The 20,451-nt window shown below is 42.5% G+C and carries 12 protein-coding genes, 5 tRNA genes and 3 rRNA genes; 3 read left to right on the top strand and 17 right to left on the bottom strand.

Going from position 1 to position 20,451, the window contains the following annotated elements:
* Positions 1-14 precede the first annotated feature (14 nt).
* On the top strand, positions 15-662 hold the full coding sequence (locus tag CHJ_RS02720; RefSeq protein WP_317916797.1) for a hypothetical protein: 648 nt from the start codon (positions 15-17) through the stop codon (positions 660-662).
* A gap of 87 nt (positions 663-749) precedes the next feature.
* Here the strand turns inward: CHJ_RS02720 and CHJ_RS02715 are convergent, their stop codons facing one another.
* The 4 genes from CHJ_RS02715 to CHJ_RS02700 all read right to left on the bottom strand — a co-directional run bounded on the left by CHJ_RS02715 (position 750) and on the right by CHJ_RS02700 (position 4,765).
* Entirely contained in the window at positions 750-1,625 is an 876-nt protein-coding gene (locus CHJ_RS02715; protein WP_317916796.1) for a methyl-accepting chemotaxis protein, read from the bottom strand.
* 27 nt (positions 1,626-1,652) lie between these two features.
* On the bottom strand, positions 1,653-2,654 hold the full coding sequence (locus CHJ_RS02710) for a cache domain-containing protein (protein ID WP_317916795.1): 1,002 nt from the start codon (positions 2,652-2,654) through the stop codon (positions 1,653-1,655).
* Between the two features lie 235 nt (positions 2,655-2,889).
* A complete protein-coding gene (locus tag CHJ_RS02705) occupies positions 2,890-4,272 on the bottom strand; it encodes an alkaline phosphatase (RefSeq protein ID WP_317916794.1) in 1,383 nt (460 codons plus the stop codon).
* 217 nt (positions 4,273-4,489) lie between these two features.
* Complete coding sequence (locus CHJ_RS02700) at positions 4,490-4,765, bottom strand: hypothetical protein (protein WP_171753771.1); 276 nt, start codon at positions 4,763-4,765, stop codon at positions 4,490-4,492.
* A 139-nt stretch (positions 4,766-4,904) separates the two neighbouring features.
* On the opposite strand from CHJ_RS02700, the gene CHJ_RS02695 reads away from it, so the two are divergent.
* Positions 4,905-5,963 (top strand): hypothetical protein, encoded by a 1,059-nt coding sequence (locus tag CHJ_RS02695; RefSeq protein ID WP_317916793.1) that lies wholly within the window; start codon positions 4,905-4,907, stop codon positions 5,961-5,963.
* 135 nt (positions 5,964-6,098) lie between these two features.
* On the opposite strand, the gene CHJ_RS02690 is transcribed toward CHJ_RS02695, so the two are convergent.
* From CHJ_RS02690 to rluD, 13 genes are all read right to left on the bottom strand, one after another.
* Positions 6,099-6,965, bottom strand: a complete 867-nt coding sequence (locus CHJ_RS02690; protein ID WP_317916792.1) for a GGDEF domain-containing protein — start codon at positions 6,963-6,965, stop codon at positions 6,099-6,101.
* A gap of 736 nt (positions 6,966-7,701) precedes the next feature.
* The gene (locus tag CHJ_RS02685; protein WP_317916791.1) at positions 7,702-8,391 is read right to left on the bottom strand and encodes a hypothetical protein; all 690 of its coding nucleotides are present in this window, start codon (positions 8,389-8,391) and stop codon (positions 7,702-7,704) included.
* Positions 8,392-8,578: 187 nt separating this feature from the next.
* A tRNA-Trp gene (locus tag CHJ_RS02680) sits at positions 8,579-8,655 on the bottom strand.
* 34 nt (positions 8,656-8,689) lie between these two features.
* Positions 8,690-8,766: transfer RNA gene (locus tag CHJ_RS02675), tRNA-Asp, on the bottom strand.
* A 94-nt stretch (positions 8,767-8,860) separates the two neighbouring features.
* Positions 8,861-8,976: ribosomal RNA gene (gene rrf / locus CHJ_RS02670) — 5S ribosomal RNA — on the bottom strand.
* Between the two features lie 116 nt (positions 8,977-9,092).
* Positions 9,093-11,983: ribosomal RNA gene (locus tag CHJ_RS02665) — 23S ribosomal RNA — on the bottom strand.
* Positions 11,984-12,354: 371 nt separating this feature from the next.
* Positions 12,355-12,430, bottom strand: a tRNA-Val gene (locus CHJ_RS02660).
* Between the two features lie 61 nt (positions 12,431-12,491).
* Positions 12,492-12,567 (bottom strand) — tRNA-Lys (locus tag CHJ_RS02655).
* Positions 12,568-12,569: 2 nt separating this feature from the next.
* Positions 12,570-12,645, bottom strand: a tRNA-Glu gene (locus CHJ_RS02650).
* A gap of 96 nt (positions 12,646-12,741) precedes the next feature.
* Positions 12,742-14,292 (bottom strand): 16S ribosomal RNA (locus tag CHJ_RS02645).
* Together the 16S, 23S and 5S rRNA genes with 5 tRNA genes alongside form the textbook arrangement of a ribosomal RNA operon.
* 619 nt (positions 14,293-14,911) lie before the next feature.
* Positions 14,912-17,485 (bottom strand): ATP-dependent chaperone ClpB, encoded by a 2,574-nt coding sequence (gene clpB / locus CHJ_RS02640; protein ID WP_171753777.1) that lies wholly within the window; start codon positions 17,483-17,485, stop codon positions 14,912-14,914.
* A 98-nt stretch (positions 17,486-17,583) separates the two neighbouring features.
* Positions 17,584-18,303, bottom strand: coding sequence for a peptidoglycan editing factor PgeF (gene pgeF, locus CHJ_RS02635; RefSeq protein WP_317918068.1), 720 nt, complete (start codon positions 18,301-18,303; stop codon positions 17,584-17,586).
* Positions 18,304-18,308: 5 nt separating this feature from the next.
* On the bottom strand, positions 18,309-19,283 hold the full coding sequence (gene rluD / locus CHJ_RS02630) for a 23S rRNA pseudouridine(1911/1915/1917) synthase RluD (protein WP_171753778.1): 975 nt from the start codon (positions 19,281-19,283) through the stop codon (positions 18,309-18,311).
* 139 nt (positions 19,284-19,422) lie between these two features.
* Here rluD and CHJ_RS02625 point away from each other — a divergent pair, with 139 nt between their 5' ends.
* Positions 19,423-20,148, top strand: coding sequence for an outer membrane protein assembly factor BamD (locus CHJ_RS02625; protein ID WP_317916790.1), 726 nt, complete (start codon positions 19,423-19,425; stop codon positions 20,146-20,148).
* Positions 20,149-20,451: the final 303 nt, after the last annotated feature.

Genomic DNA, 20,451 nt, shown 5'->3' with positions numbered 1-20,451 from the left:
AGGTAGGACAAATAGTGACTTCATATATTAAACATTTCACCATATTAATTTTAGCGGGCTCTATCTGCTATTTTTCATATACCCTTTCAAAATTGGTGATAGAAATAGCAAAGACCAGAGAGGCGATTCCACAACTAGTGGAACAAGCTTCAACGCTGGAACAGTCGATAAAAGTGTCACAGTGGCTAAATGTTGCTAATGATCTCACCCAGCAACTCCCATCGGTTGTGACTCAAATATCTCAGGTAAATAAGCAAATTCCAGACATTGTCTCGCAAATTGATACTCTGCAAAAAACAACCATCCCTTCAGTACTAAGCGAAGTAAAAATCGTGAGAGAACAAGTGGTTCCACCTTTGCTCGAGCAAGTTGAGTTGACCAATAAAACGACGATTCCTCAAGTGCTTGCAGAAAGCAAACAGTTGAGAATAAAAACCATCCCAGAAGTTATTAAAGAGTCTTCCGAGATTAGAGCGTTAACCCCTTCGGTTTTATCTCGAGTAGAAGTCATCTCTGACAACACAGAAAAAATCGTGAGCAAAGCGACAGCAAGTGCAGTGGAAGGAACCGTAAAAGGTGTTATTGCTACTCCCTTTTCTATTCTTGGTGATATTGGCGACAGAGTTATTCCAAATAAGGAAAACGACAATAATGAAGAGTAACCTTGCCACTTCACACACTCTATTGGGATAAAAAAAGAGCACATTAGTGCTCTTTTTCTCAGTTATTGTAATACGGCTTTCTAGCCATTATTGCAATTTAAACTGCCTTACAATAGACGCCAATTGCTGGTTACTTGATGATAAGTTCCCGGTACTTTCCATACTTTGCGCGCTATTCCCTGTTAGCTCTTCAACCATATTTTGAATCGCCACCATATTGCGATTGACCTCTTCAGTTACCGCGCTCTGTTGCTCGGCAGCGGTCGCAATCTCTAAGCCAAGATCATTTATTCTCATCACTGAGTTAGCCATTAGATCTAAGCTCTCATTAACATTTTCAGTTGTTTCTGCCGTCTGTTGACAACGTAGTTTGGTATCATCCATCGCCTTAACGACTGTTTTAGTTCCATCATTCAGGTTGGCAAGCATGGTGTTAATTTCTGAAGTACTTTGCTGAGTTCTTGCGGCTAAAGCCCTTACCTCATCAGCAACAACAGCAAAACCTCTCCCTTGCTCTCCCGCTCTTGCAGCCTCGATAGCGGCATTCAAGGCCAGTAAATTAGTCTGATCAGCAATGTCACCAATCACACTCAATACCGAGCCAATTTTTTGTGAATCCTCGTTCATGGTGTTAATGCTTTCAGCCATCACCTCAACTTCATGGATCAAATCAGCCACACTGGTTACTGCGCCGCTAACAACCCCTTTAGACTGCTCTGCTTCATCGCTCGTTATACGAGTAAACTCCGCAGTTTGAGATGCGCTTTGTGACACACTGTCTGCAGTAGAGCTCATTTCATTGATTGCGGTAACAACCTGATTGGTTTCCATCGCGTGAGATGCTAATACAACATCATTGCTTTCCGATTGAGCGCGTAGCAGTTCAATATCATTAGAAATTCGCTGTGATGAGTCAGAAACTTCCAACATCATCGACTGAAGATTACCAATAAAGGTATTCACCGCATCGGCTATCTGTCCCAGATCATCTTAACTTGTTACCTCAAGGCGACGAGTTAAATCGCCGTTTCCTTGTGATAAATCGACTATGGTGCTTTTTAACGCCAAAATAGGACGATAAGCTAAGTTTAATGTGAAGAAAAGAACAGCAATAGCCACAAGCAATAACATGCAGGCCGTTATCAGTGAGGTATCTACCGCTTCTTCAACTTTTTGATAAGCAATAGATTTATCAACACCAACCAAAAGATGCCAGCTAACATCATTATCTAATTGTATCGAACGGAAAAACGCGACTTTTTCAACGCCACCAAGGGAGTAATCTATCTGACCCCGTTCTTGATTTAATAAGGCGTCGGTAAGTTGGTTCAAGTCCGAAAAGTCCGTAAGCTTGGTTTTTCCCGGAACATCCACTTCACCATTTGATGCAATGGTTAAGCTTTTATCATCATACAGCCCCATCATCGCGCCAGGGAATGGCGGCTCTTTTACCATTTCATCCAGCAAACTAAGCTCAATATCCGCTAATAAAACACCTTCAAACTGACCTTGTCGATAGAAGGGTTCGGCTATGCTAACCATTAAGTTACCAGTCGATGCGCCTGTATATATATCAGTTATAACCGTATCGCCTTTCTGTTTAGCTTGTTGGTACCAACCTCGCGTACGTGGATCGTATTTCGCTAACTCACGTTTGCCACTGCTATCACCATAAGAGCGGCCATCATCAAAACCAACAACGATGCCAGACGCTAGTGAAGAGTGAGCTATTTGTTTAACCATTAACTCAATCTGATCATCACTTCTACTTTCTGAAAAATCAGGTGCATTAGTGACGACCGCTTTTTTAATTGAATCGATCCAACTTAATATACTTTCAGAAGTACTATCAATTTTTAACATTGAGAAGTTATCAACATTTGTTTGGATAGAGGTTGATAATTGTCGGTAGGATAAGTAGGTGGAAACTGCTAAAGAAGAGGTTAGCAGCACTATAACGACAGCAATAATTCTGCCTTTAAAACTAGCCATGACATTCATATTTATTACCACTTTGTTTTATTTTTAATCGTGGTAAATATATCATTTAGCGACTAAGTATCTTTTTCATTAATAATAAAAATTCATTATCGATCACATTATTGATTTCGTTATCACTAAGTGTATCGTTTGCGTCAAATTAATAACAATAACTCATGAGCATTTTGAGCTTTTATTTAAAGCCTCAACTTTGCTGTTAAGGCTTTAAAGTTTAATACACAATTAGCTATTTAGTGGTTAGCGAACGTATTAATTTAGGTACATCGGTATTGTTCAAGACACCTTCAAAATACTGAGAACCTGGACCCGCTGCGAATAGTGGGATCATATTACTTGAGTGACCGCCAGTGCTTGATTCTGCTCTAACGGCTCGATCTATTGCACCCGCTTTATAATGCGCAGCAATAACAGAACCGATTTCCCAGCCAACTTTGTATTGATACTTCAGTTTACCTTTATCTGAGAGCACGTTCTTATTCAATTCTGCTACTTGCTCATCTGTTACTTCAAATCCTGCGTACTTTTTAAATACCGCTTTAATTGATTCAGGAGTGTAACTCTTTCCATCTTCAGCGACGACTAACTGCCCTGCCATGTACTCTGGAGAAACCGTAATCGCTTTTAGTGCAGCGATATCCATTGGTTCTGTCACAGACAAGCCCATTGTTTCATGATCGGCAAGGACAACGACTAATGTGTCTTTACGCGCTTTTGCCCATTCCCATGTTTGTTGGACAGTGCGATCAAACTCCATCAGCTCTTTCCATACACCCGTCACATCTGCAGCATGAGCGGCATGATCAATACGAGCACCTTCAACCATTAAGAAGAATCCATTTTCATCTTTCTTAAGAGTATCAATGGCCATTTCTGTCATTAGCTCAAGGCTTGGTTCTTGGCTGCCTACATCATCACGATCCAACTTGTAGTTCATATATGACTTGTTAAACAGCCCTAGAAGCTTGTCAGAACCTTTTGCATTGGCAAGTTGCTGCTTATCTTTTACGATTGTGTAACCGGCAACTTCAAACTTAGGTAATAGATCAACACCATCTTGTTTTTTGGCACCAAAATATTTCCATCCACCACCGAGTAACACATCATATTGATTGGCTAGCATTTGACGAGCAGCTTCAGGTTGTCCTTGGTAGCGATCTGCAACGCTCGCTGTAAATGCGGCAGGAGTGGCATCTGTAACAGTATTGGTAGAGATTACCCCTACTTTATGACCCGATTTTTGAAAGTCATCTAAGATTGAATCAACTTCAATCCCTTCAGCATTAACTCCGATAGCAGAGTTGTTCGTTTTCACTGCCGTAGCAAGAGCAGTACCCGCTGCTGCAGAATCAGTCACTTGTTTATTCGCAGAATATGTTCTCACCAAAGCAACATTAGGAAGAGACTCAATAAATAAGGTGCCTGCTTTGCCATATTCCATATGACGAGCAATTTCAATTTGACCTAATCCCATACCATCACCGATAAACACGATAACATTGTTAGGTTTTACAGGTTCAGCTTTTGCTTTTTCAAAGTCAGGGGCAGCTAATGCATGCTGAGAACCAAGAAGGGCAAGTGTTGTTGCTAGTGTAAGAGTTTTTAGTTTCATATCATTATCTTTTTTAGAAGTTAATTGCATAACAAAGTTCACGTCAGGCAGTTTACAAAAATATCAAGAATAATATGATACGATCCTCTCATTATTCAGAGGAATTATAATTAGCTGAGGAAATACTAGATAGATCTGTTGAAACTCAATAACCAGTCACAAATTACAGAAAAGCTAAAAAAGATTAACCAATTCGCGATCTTTATCCAGCAGAAGCTTATACAAGATGGTTTCTTGCTAACCCCCGCTTCACATTGGTACACAATTTACCGAAACGAGAAATATCATCAAAATTAGGAGAGTGACCATTAGCAATCGCGCTTTCCCAGTACATGACTTCCGTATCAACTAATTCTAACAACTTCTTTGGGCAGCCAATGCATCCACCTTTAGCTGAACAGATAAACGTATCTGGCTGATATAATGGCAATTCATTTTTCACCTGCTTAATAATTTGTAACATCGCCGTTTGGCGATTCGGTTTTTTGCTCATAAATTTTATAACCATTGTGAAAAACGTGCTAACTGTTATCTTCTAAATCTGATTGTTCATTTTTTAAATTAACATATTGATTTTAAAAATTATTAACTTACTATTCGCATTCTATTCTTTAGATATTAAACAGACTTTTATGACTCGATTACGTCTTACTTTTATACTCATTAGCAGCCTAATTCTTAGCAGCCATAGTTTGGCAAAGTGGAGCAACCCTGTCGATAAGTATTCAGAGGTATATAAGCAGTATCTAACTACAAAATGCCCAATTTCAGCGAATAACATTAAGCACTTTGTCTATTTTGCCCGTGATCGCGAGCAGATCATTGATCATCCATTTTTAGCGAACAAACACTTTATTGGCGCCCAGATCATGTACTCATGGGCTCAGTTAGAGGTTGAAAAAGACAACTATGATTTCTCAATTATTGAAAACGACAGACTTTACTTAGAATCCCAAGGCAAAAAACTTTTTGTTCAGCTTCAAGATGCGACATTTAATCCCAAATACAAAGGCGTCCCTAGTTACCTTCTGACTGAAGAGTATGCCGGAGGTACTATTCTTCAACGAACCGATGATGGGGAACCTGAAGGGTGGGTAGCGAAGCGCTGGAATAAGAACGTTCAGAAAAGATTTGCTCGATTACTTAACGCGTTAGGACAAAAGTTTGATGGCAAGATTGAAGGGATAAACTTACAAGAATCCGCTATTGGTGTTTCTCAGCAATATGATGAAAACTTTACTCCGGCTTTATACAGCGCGTCACTCAAGAGTAATATGCTGGCACTGAAAAGTGCTTTCCCTATATCGGTAACAATGCAATACGCCAACTTTATGCCGGGCGAATGGCTACCTTGGGAAGATGAGGGTTATTTAAAATCGATATACCAGTATGGAGAAGAGATTGGTGTAGGTCTAGGTGCCCCAGATCTGATGGTTCAAAGAAGAGGACAATTAAATCATGCTATCTCAATGATGCACGAAAGTAGCTATCAGGTTCCATTAGGCATTGCGATTCAAGATGGTAACTATATAGGTCAAACTAACTCAGATAAGGTAGTAGAAGAGCGCAAAAACATCGTTCCGTTACTACATGATTTTGCAAAAGACTTTATCAAAGTTGACTATATGTTTTGGGTCAATCAAGAGCCTTATTTTGAAAAAGATGTACTTTCATGTTTTTCTCAAGACTAAAGCAAGCGTAATCAATATTTGAAATACAGCTTACATTAGAGGATTTCACGCGGTGATCTGATCTCTGACGGGTTGATATAACTAATGCAAAAGGAAGCTAGCAAAAATGGCTTCCTTTCAAGGAATCATTGTCAGCTAGTCACTACAACAACAATTTCTTCCCATCGACTTTGCTTTGTATAAAAGCTTATCCGCCTGAGAAAATAGAACCTCAAAATCGTCAGAGTGATGTTCGTTAGAAACGACACCAATACTAACTGAACTGTTTACTTTCTGGTTATTGCAATAGAGAATCAACTCTTCAACTGCTTTGCGGATGTTTTCTGCGATTTCTACGGCTTGCTGTTTATCGGTGTTCTTAAGGAAAACAACAAACTCCTCTCCTCCAATTCGAGCCACATAGTCGCCTTTTCGTAGGGATAACTTTATCGCATTAGCAATACGAATTAATAACTTATCACCAAATTGGTGTCCAAAATTATCATTAACTTGTTTAAAATAATCTACATCGATAATAAGTAAGCTCACTTTTCGCTCTTCATCTAAACAAAAGTAACTTTTACTCATATTTAAAAATGCGCGACGATTAGATAACCCTGTGAGAGAGTCCACTTCTGCTAAATGTTGCATCGCTTGAGACTGTTGTTTGTGAAAATCAACCCAGCGAAAACAAGCCAATATAAATGTAACAAAGCCTACCGATTTAAAAATGTCCTCTGCTATACCTACGTTGTCAGAGACATCTAGAAACTCATCAATAAAATCTAACGCGCTACCTACCGTCAGGATTGAAACAGAGAGAAATAAAAACAGATACACTTGCCTCGACTTCTTAATCTCTTCAATCTTAAACAGCAAGAAAAAACACACCAACATCTGACTCGTTTCAATAACAAGATCAAGTTGGTCATCAGGCTGGATCAAAGGATAGAAAATGGCTAAATATATATTTAATACAACCAATGGCAGTATGAGCATCAGTTGACGTTTGTACCGTAGCATAAAATTCAAATATTTGATTTGTCACGATTCAGCACGACATATGCTGAACTACTCAATAGTGCTGCTAATACTATCACTTATTGATATATTTTTAATCAATTTAATCTTTCTAACAATGGCTAGGTCTATTCACCATCATTAAACAAGATGGAGATTAACCATGGACAGAATAATAAAAGCTCATAACAAGGGCGCTTATTCCTATAATCAAGCTAATTGAAACCATTGTAAGAGCAAGCCAGATCCAGATTCTCCAGCCGTTATAAGATGTTCTCAGCGTCCATATCCCTCTTATAACCAATATCTCTAGCAACACCTCTAGGAGCAATAACCCAACGCTAAGAGGCATACTTTCGCTGTACTCCAAAGTTGCATTAATCGGTATCACTGCAAGAAAATAAAACACCCAGAATGTTATCGGTAGCCCGAACTCACCGTTCATTAATTTTCTAATCATTTTTGTACCTCACCTTTTTGTTCCACAATAGCAAAAAAACCACTCTGAAGAGTGGATTTTTCTTATTGTATATAAATGTACTCAATCGGTTCGTGCTTGGGCGAGTAACAGGGATTAAACACATTCCTGCGCCTCCTTGGATTATACCTTTAAGCCAAAACGTTCCACGATAAAGAACTACATCGATTTGGACAGCCAACAGGCCAACGCTAACTAGTCATTTTCCTTCAAACGCAAAAAAGCCAGCTATACGCTGGCAACCAAATCTTGTAGATTACGCTATGAATTTTTTATATCCCTTATAATTCTAATAATTCCCTTATTTGTCCAGAGCAGTTGAATAGTTTCAAAATCAAGTACTCTTAAATCTTCTTCTTTTGTTTTTATAGAAAACATTTTTCCAGTTTCAACCGCTTCAAATATATCTGTAGCATACCTATATGCGTAATCTCCTGTTATAAAAACAACCTCATCTTTTAAAAGCTGGTGAACTTTCCATGCACTGATAGAGTTTTCACTTTTATACTCTTCACTAAAGAATTTGTAGTCAATTACATAAACATCACCTACTTTCGGAGCCGTTATAAACTGACTCGTCAGCTTCTGGTCGCTAATATTTGCACGATAACTAATGACACTTATCACAATAGCGAACACAGACCAATACTGGATGGGAACAAAGAAAAGAGTATTAGTTCTTCCGGTCAGTAGTCTGAAAGTAAGAGATTTTCCATTAGAATCACTAGCAGTTACTATATTTGCATTACTTTCAGTTCTACTTTTTGTTGTTTGTTTCACATTGACATAATACCCAAAAATACCTAATAAAACGCCCGAAATGAATAAGCTAAATGCTGCGTATGAAAATTTATCAATACCTAAACAGCTATAGATAAATTCTATAGTCATATATGTCCCAAAAACAATAACAGGTATGAGCCAACCAACACCTCGCCAAACGAAAAACATATTATTAACCTTCTTATTATTTAGGTTTTAAACGCAAAAAAGCCCACTCAAAATGAGCGGGCTTTCGAATAAATATCTCTAGTCTGTTTTTTTCTTTTCATCGTCTTAAATGACTTAATTTATTAATAATGCAAAAAAGCCAGCTATAAGCTGGCTTTTCGCATTCTGCATAAGTATGCAGAAATAATGGCAGGGGTGGAGAGATTCGAACTCCCAACACGCGGATTTGGAATCCGCTGCTCTGCCAATTGGAGCTACACCCCTAAAACTATTTGTCTCTTTCTTCTAAAGAAGAAAGTGGCGGAGTGGACGGGACTCGAACCCGCGACCCCCGGCGTGACAGGCCGGTATTCTAACCAACTGAACTACCACTCCACATGGTATCTTTTACTAAATAAAGACTGACAATCTATCTGCTTTATCCAGTTTTGCCTTCAGATTTGTTCAAAATCTAAAAGCAAGTAAATAAGCCTGGCGATGTCCTACTCTCACATGGGGAAACCCCACACTACCATCGGCGCTATTGCGTTTCACTTCTGAGTTCGGCATGGAATCAGGTGGGTCCACAATGCTATGGTCGCCAAGCAAAATTTGGATAAATACCCCTAAAAGGGATATTTAATAATCTGGAAAACTAACTTTAAAAGTTCTTTACACATTCAATGTTCTATTTGAGCCCTTCAAAACCCCTTGGGTGTTGTATGGTTAAGCCTCACGGGCAATTAGTACAGGTTAGCTCAACGCCTCACAACGCTTACACACCCTGCCTATCAACGTCGTAGTCTACGACAACCCTTTAGGATACTTAAAGTATCAGGGAGAACTCATCTCAAGGCTCGCTTCGCGCTTAGATGCTTTCAGCGCTTATCGATTCCGAACTTAGCTACCGGGCAATGCCATTGGCATGACAACCCGAACACCAGAGGTTCGTCCACTCCGGTCCTCTCGTACTAGGAGCAGCCCCTTTCAATTCTCCAACGCCCACGGCAGATAGGGACCGAACTGTCTCACGACGTTCTAAACCCAGCTCGCGTACCACTTTAAATGGCGAACAGCCATACCCTTGGGACCGACTTCAGCCCCAGGATGTGATGAGCCGACATCGAGGTGCCAAACACCGCCGTCGATATGAACTCTTGGGCGGTATCAGCCTGTTATCCCCGGAGTACCTTTTATCCGTTGAGCGATGGCCCTTCCATTCAGAACCACCGGATCACTATGACCTGCTTTCGCACCTGCTCGAATTGTCATTCTCGCAGTCAAGCGGGCTTATGCCATTGCACTAACCACACGATGTCCAACCGTGTTTAGCCCACCTTCGTGCTCCTCCGTTACTCTTTGGGAGGAGACCGCCCCAGTCAAACTACCCACCAGGCACTGTCCTCATCCCCGATTAGGGGACTAAGTTAGAACATCAACACTACAAGGGTGGTATTTCAAGGTTGACTCCACTCCATCTAGCGACGAAGTTTCAAAGTCTCCCACCTATCCTACACATGTAGGGTCAATGTTCAGTGCCAAGCTGTAGTAAAGGTTCACGGGGTCTTTCCGTCTAGCCGCGGGTACACTGCATCTTCACAGCGATTTCAATTTCACTGAGTCTCGGGTGGAGACAGCGTGGCCATCATTACGCCATTCGTGCAGGTCGGAACTTACCCGACAAGGAATTTCGCTACCTTAGGACCGTTATAGTTACGGCCGCCGTTTACCGGGGCTTCGATCAAGAGCTTCGACCTAAGTCTAACCCCATCAATTAACCTTCCGGCACCGGGCAGGCGTCACACCGTATACGTCATCTTGCGATTTTGCACAGTGCTGTGTTTTTAATAAACAGTTGCAGCCACCTGGTATCTGCGACTTCCGATAGCTCCATCCGCGAGGGACTTCACCGTCAGAAGCGTACCTTCTCCCGAAGTTACGGTACCATTTTGCCTAGTTCCTTCACCCGAGTTCTCTCAAGCGCCTTGGTATTCTCTACCCGACCACCTGTGTCGGTTTGGGGTACGATTTCTTACAATCTGAAGCTTAGAGGCTTTTCCTGGAAGCATGGCATCAATGACTTCACGCCCTTGGGCGCTCGACATCGGGTCTCAGCCTTAGTGATTTCCCGGATTTACCTAAGAAATCAGCCTACACCCTTGAACCTGGACAACCGTCGCCAGGCCCACCTAGCCTTCTCCGTCCCCCCATCGCAATTGTAAGAAGTACGGGAATATTAACCCGTTTCCCATCGACTACGCCTTTCGGCCTCGCCTTAGGGGTCGACTTACCCTGCCCCGATTAACGTTGGACAGGAACCCTTGGTCTTCCGGCGTGGGGGTTTTTCACCCCCATTATCGTTACTCATGTCAGCATTCGCACTTCTGATACCTCCAGCAAACCTTACAGTTCACCTTCAACGGCTTACAGAACGCTCCCCTACCCAATACTCAAAAGAGCATTGCCGCAGCTTCGGTGTATAGCTTAGCCCCGTTACATCTTCCGCGCAGGCCGACTCGACCAGTGAGCTATTACGCTTTCTTTAAATGATGGCTGCTTCTAAGCCAACATCCTGGCTGTCTGAGCCTTCCCACATCGTTTCCCACTTAGCTATACTTTGGGACCTTAGCTGGCGGTCTGGGTTGTTTCCCTCTCCACGACGGACGTTAGCACCCGCCGTGTGTCTCCCGGATAGTACTTACTGGTATTCGGAGTTTGCAAAGGGTTGGTAAGTCGGGATGACCCCCTAGCCTTAACAGTGCTCTACCCCCAGTAGTATTCGTCCGAGGCGCTACCTAAATAGCTTTCGGGGAGAACCAGCTATCTCCAGGTTTGATTGGCCTTTCACCCCTAGCCACAAGTCATCCGCTAATTTTTCAACATTAGTCGGTTCGGTCCTCCAGTTGATGTTACTCAACCTTCAACCTGCCCATGGCTAGATCACCTGGTTTCGGGTCTATACCTAGCAACTCGACGCCCAGTTAAGACTCGGTTTCCCTACGGCTCCCCTAATCGGTTAACCTTGCTACTAAATATAAGTCGCTGACCCATTATACAAAAGGTACGCAGTCACACCACGAAGGTGCTCCTACTGCTTGTACGTACACGGTTTCAGGTTCTATTTCACTCCCCTCACAGGGGTTCTTTTCGCCTTTCCCTCACGGTACTGGTTCACTATCGGTCAGTCAGTAGTATTTAGCCTTGGAGGATGGTCCCCCCATATTCAGACAGGATATCACGTGTCCCGCCCTACTCGATTTCACTGATTGTACGTTGTCGGTTACGGGGCTATCACCCTTTATTGCGAGACTTTCCAGACTCTTCACCTGACGCACTAAAAGCTTAAGGGCTAATCCAATTTCGCTCGCCGCTACTTTCGGAATCTCGGTTGATTTCTACTCCTCCGGGTACTTAGATGTTTCAGTTCCCCGGGTTTGCCCTGTTAACCTATGTATTCAGTTAACAGTAACTGCTTATGCAGTTGGGTTTCCCCATTCGGAAATCGTAGACTCAAGTGGCTTTTACTGCCTAATCTACGCTTATCGCAAGTTAATACGTCCTTCATCGCCTCTGACTGCCAAGGCATCCACCGTGTACGCTTAGTCACTTAACCATACAACCCCAAAGGGTCTTATGAGCAACCAAGGTTTCTATCGTTGTCTCATTATTTGAATGAGCGAGACAACATTTCGATTTTGCCGGACTCAAATATAAACAGCATTACTATGTAATGTTGTTTCCAAGAACACTTGAATGTGTGTTGGTACCTAAATCTCTTATGTTTCAAAGAAAATTAGGATTTGAGAACTTTTAAATTAGATAACAATCAATCAAATTGTTATCTGTCAGCTTTCCAAATTGTTAAAGAGCGATGTTTTTTCTACTTAAAGAAATCACATTTTCTAAAGACTTTCGACGACAAAAATCCGAACCAAGATAAACAAACTTATTTGGTTTGGATAATATCCAAAAATATTTAGAGAATGGTGGGCGATACCGGGCTCGAACCAGTGACCCCCTCCTTGTAAGGGAGGTGCTCTCCCAACTGAGCTAATCGCCCACGAATGTTTATCTCTACCTTAAGTAGACATAAAACGTTTTAATTCCTTCGTAGGAAAGAATGGTGGGTCGTGCAGGATTCGAACCTGCGACCAATTGATTAAAAGTCAACTGCTCTACCAGCTGAGCTAACGACCCAATGGTATCCCGTAGGGGAGTCGAACCCCTGTTACCGCCGTGAAAGGGCGGTGTCCTAGGCCTCTAGACGAACGGGACATAGGTGTGAAAGTGTTGGGCACTTTCAAAACATCTCTTTACTTTTCTAAACCATATCAATCTGTGTGGACACTCATAAACGAGCAATCTTCGTATTAAGGAGGTGATCCAGCCCCAGGTTCCCCTAGGGCTACCTTGTTACGACTTCACCCCAGTCATGAACCACAAAGTGGTAAGCGTCCCCCCGAAGGTTAAACTACCTACTTCTTTTGCAGCCCACTCCCATGGTGTGACGGGCGGTGTGTACAAGGCCCGGGAACGTATTCACCGTAGCATTCTGATCTACGATTACTAGCGATTCCGACTTCATGGAGTCGAGTTGCAGACTCCAATCCGGACTACGACGCACTTTTTGGGATTCGCTCACTCTCGCAAGTTGGCTGCCCTCTGTATGCGCCATTGTAGCACGTGTGTAGCCCTACTCGTAAGGGCCATGATGACTTGACGTCGTCCCCACCTTCCTCCGGTTTATCACCGGCAGTCTCCCTGAAGTTCCCACCCGAAGTGCTGGCAATCAAGGATAAGGGTTGCGCTCGTTGCGGGACTTAACCCAACATTTCACAACACGAGCTGACGACAGCCATGCAGCACCTGTCTCAGAGCTCCCGAAGGCACACCTGCGTCTCCGCTGGCTTCTCTGGATGTCAAGAGTAGGTAAGGTTCTTCGCGTTGCATCGAATTAAACCACATGCTCCACCGCTTGTGCGGGCCCCCGTCAATTCATTTGAGTTTTAATCTTGCGACCGTACTCCCCAGGCGGTCTACTTAACGCGTTAGCTCCGAAAGCCACGGCTCAAGGCCACAACCTCCAAGTAGACATCGTTTACGGCGTGGACTACCAGGGTATCTAATCCTGTTTGCTCCCCACGCTTTCGCATCTGAGTGTCAGTATCTGTCCAGGGGGCCGCCTTCGCCACTGGTATTCCTTCAGATCTCTACGCATTTCACCGCTACACCTGAAATTCTACCCCCTCTACAGTACTCTAGTTTGCCAGTTTCAAATGACCTTCCCAGGTTGAGCCTGGGGCTTTCACATCTGACTTAACAAACCACCTGCATGCGCTTTACGCCCAGTAATTCCGATTAACGCTCGCACCCTCCGTATTACCGCGGCTGCTGGCACGGAGTTAGCCGGTGCTTCTTCTGTCGCTAACGTCAAATAATTGCGCTATTAACACAACTACCTTCCTCACGACTGAAAGTGCTTTACAACCCGAAGGCCTTCTTCACACACGCGGCATGGCTGCATCAGGCTTGCGCCCATTGTGCAATATTCCCCACTGCTGCCTCCCGTAGGAGTCTGGACCGTGTCTCAGTTCCAGTGTGGCTGATCATCCTCTCAGACCAGCTAGAGATCGTCGCCTTGGTGAGCCATTACCTCACCAACTAGCTAATCTCACTTAGGCTTATCCAATCGCAGAAGGCCCGAAGGTCCCCTCTTTTCCCCCGTAGGGCGTATGCGGTATTAGCTATCGTTTCCAATAGTTATCCCCCTCGACTGGGCAAATTCCTAAGCATTACTCACCCGTCCGCCGCTCGACGTCCAATAAATCATCCGAAGAATCTTTATTGCCGTTTCCGCTCGACTTGCATGTGTTAGGCCTGCCGCCAGCGTTCAATCTGAGCCATGATCAAACTCTTCAATTTAAAGTTTTGATTTTGTTTCTCTATAAAGAGAAACGGGACTCAACGAATACTGACTTCAAAACTGTTCTTACCCGAAAGTAAGAAGTAATTTTAAAGCTATTACCATTCCAACAGAATGATAATGAATTGACTGTGCTCGATAGCCATTTCTAATAAAAGAAGTGCTATCAAATTGGTCACTCAGTTCATTGAAACCGTTGTTGATTTCGTGCCCGAAAGCAGAGAATCATCTTCGATTGTCATCAACGAGTGCCCACACAGATTGATAGGTTTAAATTGTTAAAGAGCGTTGCTTTAAGTAAGCGGGTTAGCTTCTCAAAGCGGACGGCCATTTTAGCGAGTTAGCCTTCAGTGTCAAACACTTTTTGCAATTTTATTTCACTTAACTAAGAAGGAAATAAAAACCAAACTCATTAACTCTGGCGTCTTGTTATCACTGCGCTTCTTTTCGAAGTTTGCCCTGACAACGGAGGCGCATTATAGGGAGATATTTAGATAGCACAACCCTTAATTTTACTTTTTTTATAAAAAACATTTTGTTCGACTATTATTCGCACAAAATGGCCAATAAAAAGGCGTATCCCCTCTTAATTAGGCCATTTTATTCATTTAGCTGGTTTTATTGATGAGCAACAATGCGGTCTTTGCTCACCTTTAGCTGTATTTTTTTATCAGGATCGACTTTTCCTGCAAGAATAGCTTTTGCTAAAGGATTTTCCACAGCTTGCTGTATTGCCCTTTTTAATGGGCGAGCTCCATAAACCGGATCGAAACCAACTTGAGCGATAAGATCCAACGCTTTGGGCGTTGTCTCCAACTCATATCCAGCTTCGGCCATGCGATAAGAAAGCTTATCTAACTGTATTGAAGCGATAGACTTAATATGTTCTTTGCCTAGAGGATGGAATACCACACTTTCATCAACCCTATTAAGGAACTCAGGTTTAAAATGTTTAGTGACGACGTCCATTACCTCTCGCTTGATACCTTCGTAGTCCAGTAAAGAGAAATTCTCTTGTATGCTAGCCGACCCAAGGTTCGAGGTCATAATAACAACGGTGTTTCTAAAATCGACCGTTCTACCCTGACCATCCGTTAAGCGGCCATCATCTAAAACCTGCAACAGTATATTAAATACATCAGGATGGGCTTTTTCTACCTCATCCAGCAAAATAACCGAATAGGGTTTCCTTCTAACCGCTTCAGTAAGATATCCGCCTTCTTCGTATCCTACATATCCGGGAGGGGCACCAACCAATCTTGCTACTGAATGTTTTTCCATAAATTCGGACATATCGATCCGTACCATGGCATCTTCACTATCAAACATGAAGTTAGCTAAAGTTTTACATAGCTCTGTTTTACCCACACCAGTAGGACCCAAAAACAGAAATGAACCAATCGGTTGATTCGGATCAGACAAACCAGCTCGACTTCTGCGAATCGCGTTAGCCACGACTTCAACCGCTTCCTGTTGTCCTATCACCCGTTTGTGCATTACCTCTTCCATATGAAGTAATTTCTCTTTTTCGGCTTCAAGCATTTTTGAAACAGGTATCCCTGTTTGCTTAGAGAGCACTTCTGCAATTTCTTCATCAGTAACTTTATTACGCAACAGTGTCATCTCTTGCATTTCCGCTTGTGTGGCGAGATCTAACTGCTTCTCAAGTTCAGGAATACGCCCATATTGCAATTCTGACATGCGGTTTAGATCTCCTGCACGTCTTGCAAAATCCATATCCATTCTTGCTTGTTCTAATTCAGACTTTATATGTTGGGTTCCAGAAAGTGCGGCTTTTTCTGCATTCCAAACTTCATCAAGTTCGGCATAGTCACGCTCTTTCTCGCTCAGCTCTTCATTTAGTGAACGTAAGCGCTTGGTGCTGGCATCATCACTCTCATTATTTAGAGCTTGCTGCTCAATCTTTAATTGAATGATTTTTCGTTCTAGCTTATCCAAGGCCTCTGGTTTTGAATCTATTTGCATCCGAATGCTAGATGCAGCCTCATCAATAAGATCGATCGCTTTGTCTGGAAGTTGGCGGTCAGAAACATAACGATGAGACAAACTCGCAGCCGCAACTATAGCAGGGTCGGTAATTTCAACATGATGGTGTAATTCATAACGTTCTTTCAAGCCACGTAATATCGCAACGGTATCTTCTACGGTTGGTTCATCGACAAGCACTTTTTGAAAGCGACGCTCTAAGGCAGGATCTTTTTCAATATATTGACGATACTCATCCAGTGTTGTGGCCCCAACACAGTGAAGCTCACCTCTGGCTAGCGCTGGCTTTAACATATTACCAGCATCCATTGAGCCTTCTCCTTTCCCAGCTCCAACCATGGTATGAAGCTCATCGATAAAGAGGATTATGTTCCCCTCTTCTTTAGAAAGTTCATTCAAAACAGATTTTAAACGTTCTTCAAACTCACCACGGTATTTGGCTCCCGCCACTAATGAGCCCATGTCTAATGAGAGAACTCTACGACCCCGTAATCCTTCTGGAACTTCATTATTGATGATACGTTGAGCCAGACCTTCAACTATCGCGGTCTTACCTACACCAGGTTCACCAATAATAACCGGGTTATTTTTAGTTCTTCGCTGAAGAACTTGAATCGTCCGTCGAATTTCATCATCTCGACCGATAACAGGATCAAGTTTTCCTTGCTCTGCCCGTACCGTAAGGTCAATTGTAAACTTTTCTAATGCTTGGCGTTTCTCTTCAGCATTGGGGTCATCAACTTTTTGCCCCCCTCTAACCTGCTCTATCGCATTAGAGAGCGACTCTTCAGTTAGACCAAACTCTTTTAACAATTCGCCAAGAGGACCTTTATCTTCAATGGCTGCAAGTAAAAACACTTCAGATGATATATAGCTGTCTTGTCGCTGCTGAGCCACTTTATCACACAGATTAAACAGTACCCCCATTCCACTCGACAACTGTACGTCTCCGCCAATCCCACTTACTTTAGGTAGTCGGTCGAGTAACTCTGATAGCTTAGAACGTAATTGAACCACATCAACATCTAACATGGTTAATAGAGGACGAATAGCGCTACCGTCTTGGTTTAGCAACGAAACCATTAAATGGACGGGTTCTATATATTGATGGTCACGCCCAAGAGCCAATGATTGAGCATCAGAAATTGCTACCTGGAACTTACTGGTAAATCTATCTAAGCGCATGGCAACCTCCATAGAGATAAATAACTAATGCTAAAAAGATGGATACAGCTACTTCGTTTTTCAAGGGAGTAAATCTCCCTTAATAAATAAATGAGGGGTTAATCGTCAATCCAGATAAAGGAGGCTTGTCGGCCAGTGATGCCATCTCGTCGGTAAGAGTAGAACTTAGCAGGATCAGAATACGTACACATATCACTGCAAAATACCTGCTCAACACCAACAGCATTTAGCCTTTGTGTCGCGAGAAGATTCATATCAGCAACATATTTTTGATTGCCTTTGCTAATAAATGCCTCTTCTGCTTGAGGGGAGTGTTGAACAAATTGTTGAAACACATCTTGTCCCACTTCAAATGCTTGAGCTCCAATTGCAGGACCAAGCCATGCAATAACTGGCTTATCAAAAGCTTTCACCGCATTTTCTAAAATACCGTCTGCAAGCCCTCGCCAACCGGCATGAACTGCAGCAACTTTTGAACCCTCAATATCGGTTAATAAAACAGGCAAGCAGTCTGCTGTCATTACACAACAGACCACCCCTTTCACCGATGTAACACTCGCATCGGCATCAAGAGCCTTGCTTGTTGGCCCACCAAGCTCTGCAACCTTTACAGAGTGGGTCTGATTTAACCAGACAGGATCAGAAGGAAAACCGGCAGCCTTAGTCAATAAAGATCTATTTTGTAGAACAATAATAGGATCATCCTCAACATGAATCCCTAGATTCAATCCATGATAAGCATTGGTCGACATTCCACCTTGACGTGTTGAGCTGACTGCTTTGACATGACTAGGTGCATTCCAGTTTGGGATGATCAAATCCATTAAATGTCATCTTCCTTATTAAGTCTGGCATCTTCTCTTAACGCTTCAGCCATTACCACCATATCGTCAGGAACAGGAGCATGGAACTCCATCTCTTCCTTTGTGACAGGATGGATAAATCTTAACATCACCGCATGCAAGGCTTGCCGATCAAACTGTCGGATCATATCCGTCAGTTCGTCGCTTGCACCTTTAGGAATACGAGCACGACCACCATAAGCAATATCACCAAGCAATGGATGCTGAAGGTAGGACATATGAACACGAATCTGGTGAGTTCTCCCTGTTTCGAGTCGCAATCTTATTCTAGTGTGCTCACGAAAATGTTCCGCAACACGATAATGAGTAATGGCTGGTTTACCCAACTCATTCACCGCCATTAACGTTCTCTTCGTCGTGTGACGTCCAATCGGCTTTTCTATCATGCCGCCAGCGGTCATTTTACCAATGGCAATGGCTTCATACTCACGAGTAATCTTGCGCTTTTGCAGCGCTCGTACTAAACGAGTTTGGGCAGGAACCGTTTTCGCGACCACCATTAACCCGGTGGTATCTTTATCAAGACGGTGAACTATACCTGCACGCGGCACTTCCGCTATCGAAGGATAGTGGAAAAGCAGTGCGTTTAGCACGGTTCCATCTGGGGTACCCGCTCCCGGATGAACAACAAAATCTCGCGGTTTGTTAATGACAATAATATCGTCATCTTCATAAACAATGTTTAGTGGAATATCTTGAGCTTCCCAACGCTCTTCATCTTCAAGTTCAGCATGCACGACAATTACTTCACCGCCCATCACCTTGACGCGAGGTTTTACAACAACCTCACCATCCACCTGAATTTTACCTTCCAATAGCCATTCTTTTATCCTAGAACGGGAAAAATCAGAAAATAGTTCTGCTACGGCTTGGTCTAATCTTTGACCAAGTTGAGTTTCTTTTACTGTATCGGTTAATTCTATCTGCTGTGCCATATCGAACTTTTTAAAAAACTATGAGACTAATGCTCATGACTGTGAAAAAATACCCTATTGCTTTTTATTCTATCTGTTAACTGCTAGAAAGTAACGGAAGCTTAAGATTTAATTTATATCCAAGGAATCTAATTCGGACATGAAATACCGCACTTTATCAGGCTTATTAACCCTTTCACTGCTTTTTGGTTGCTCTACTAGTGACGAAATCGTTCCTGATGTTCCAGCAGCCGAATTGTATTCAGATGCCCAATCATCACTGAGAAGCGGTGCTTGGCTCAACGCGATCGAGAAATTAGAAGCTCTTGATTCGCGTTATCCGTTTGGCCCTTACTCCGAACAGGTACAGCTCGATCTCATCTATGCTTACTATAAAAATAATGATCTACCTTTAGGTCTTGCCACTATCGAGCGATTTATCCGATTAAATCCAACTCATCCAAAAATGGACTGGGTTCTCTATATGAGAGGCCTATCGTACATGGCTCAAGATAGAAACTATATGCATGATATTTTGAATATCGATAGATTTGATCGTGATCCTGAACCGGCAAAATCGGCTTTTGCTGATTTTAAACGTTTATTGCAACGATACCCTGACAGCGCATTTACGGCGGACGCACAAAAGAGAATGTCTGCTCTAATCAATCGCTTAGCCAACTACGACCTTGCCACAGCGGATTTTTATCTGCGTCGTAAAGCTTGGATAGCAGCGATAAATCGCAGTCAAGAGCTACAAAAAACCTACCCAGATACCGTTGCCGCCAGAAAATCGTTAGAAATTCAGCTAGAAGCTTATCAACAGCTCAACTTGACAGAATCGGTTGAACGCACAAAACGTATGATGGAATTAAACTCGCTTTAATTTCACACCATCATTAAACCGTTAAGCCGCTAATCAATAGCGGCTTTTTTATTTTTGCTGCTATTTGCAATTACAGAGAAAGGATTGATTCGTTAATAGATCAATCTCACAACTTTTAATTGATTAGAATTCAAACAGGAAAGGATTTTAAATCGAACAAAAGCACTAAAAATAGAGGGATTTTCAGTACGCTACTTGTTACTAATGTATAGAGTTTAATTGGGACTACAAGCTTTTTTTATCAAACCAACAATAAAGATTTGTGGCAGATCACATTTACTGATCTATCAATTTCCCCCTTAC

Origin of the sequence: Vibrio sp. MACH09, from assembly GCF_033238805.1 — a bacterium.
In the GTDB taxonomy this organism is placed as follows: Bacteria; Pseudomonadota; Gammaproteobacteria; order Enterobacterales; family Vibrionaceae; genus Vibrio.
This window is presented reverse-complemented; position numbering and strand designations above follow the sequence as displayed.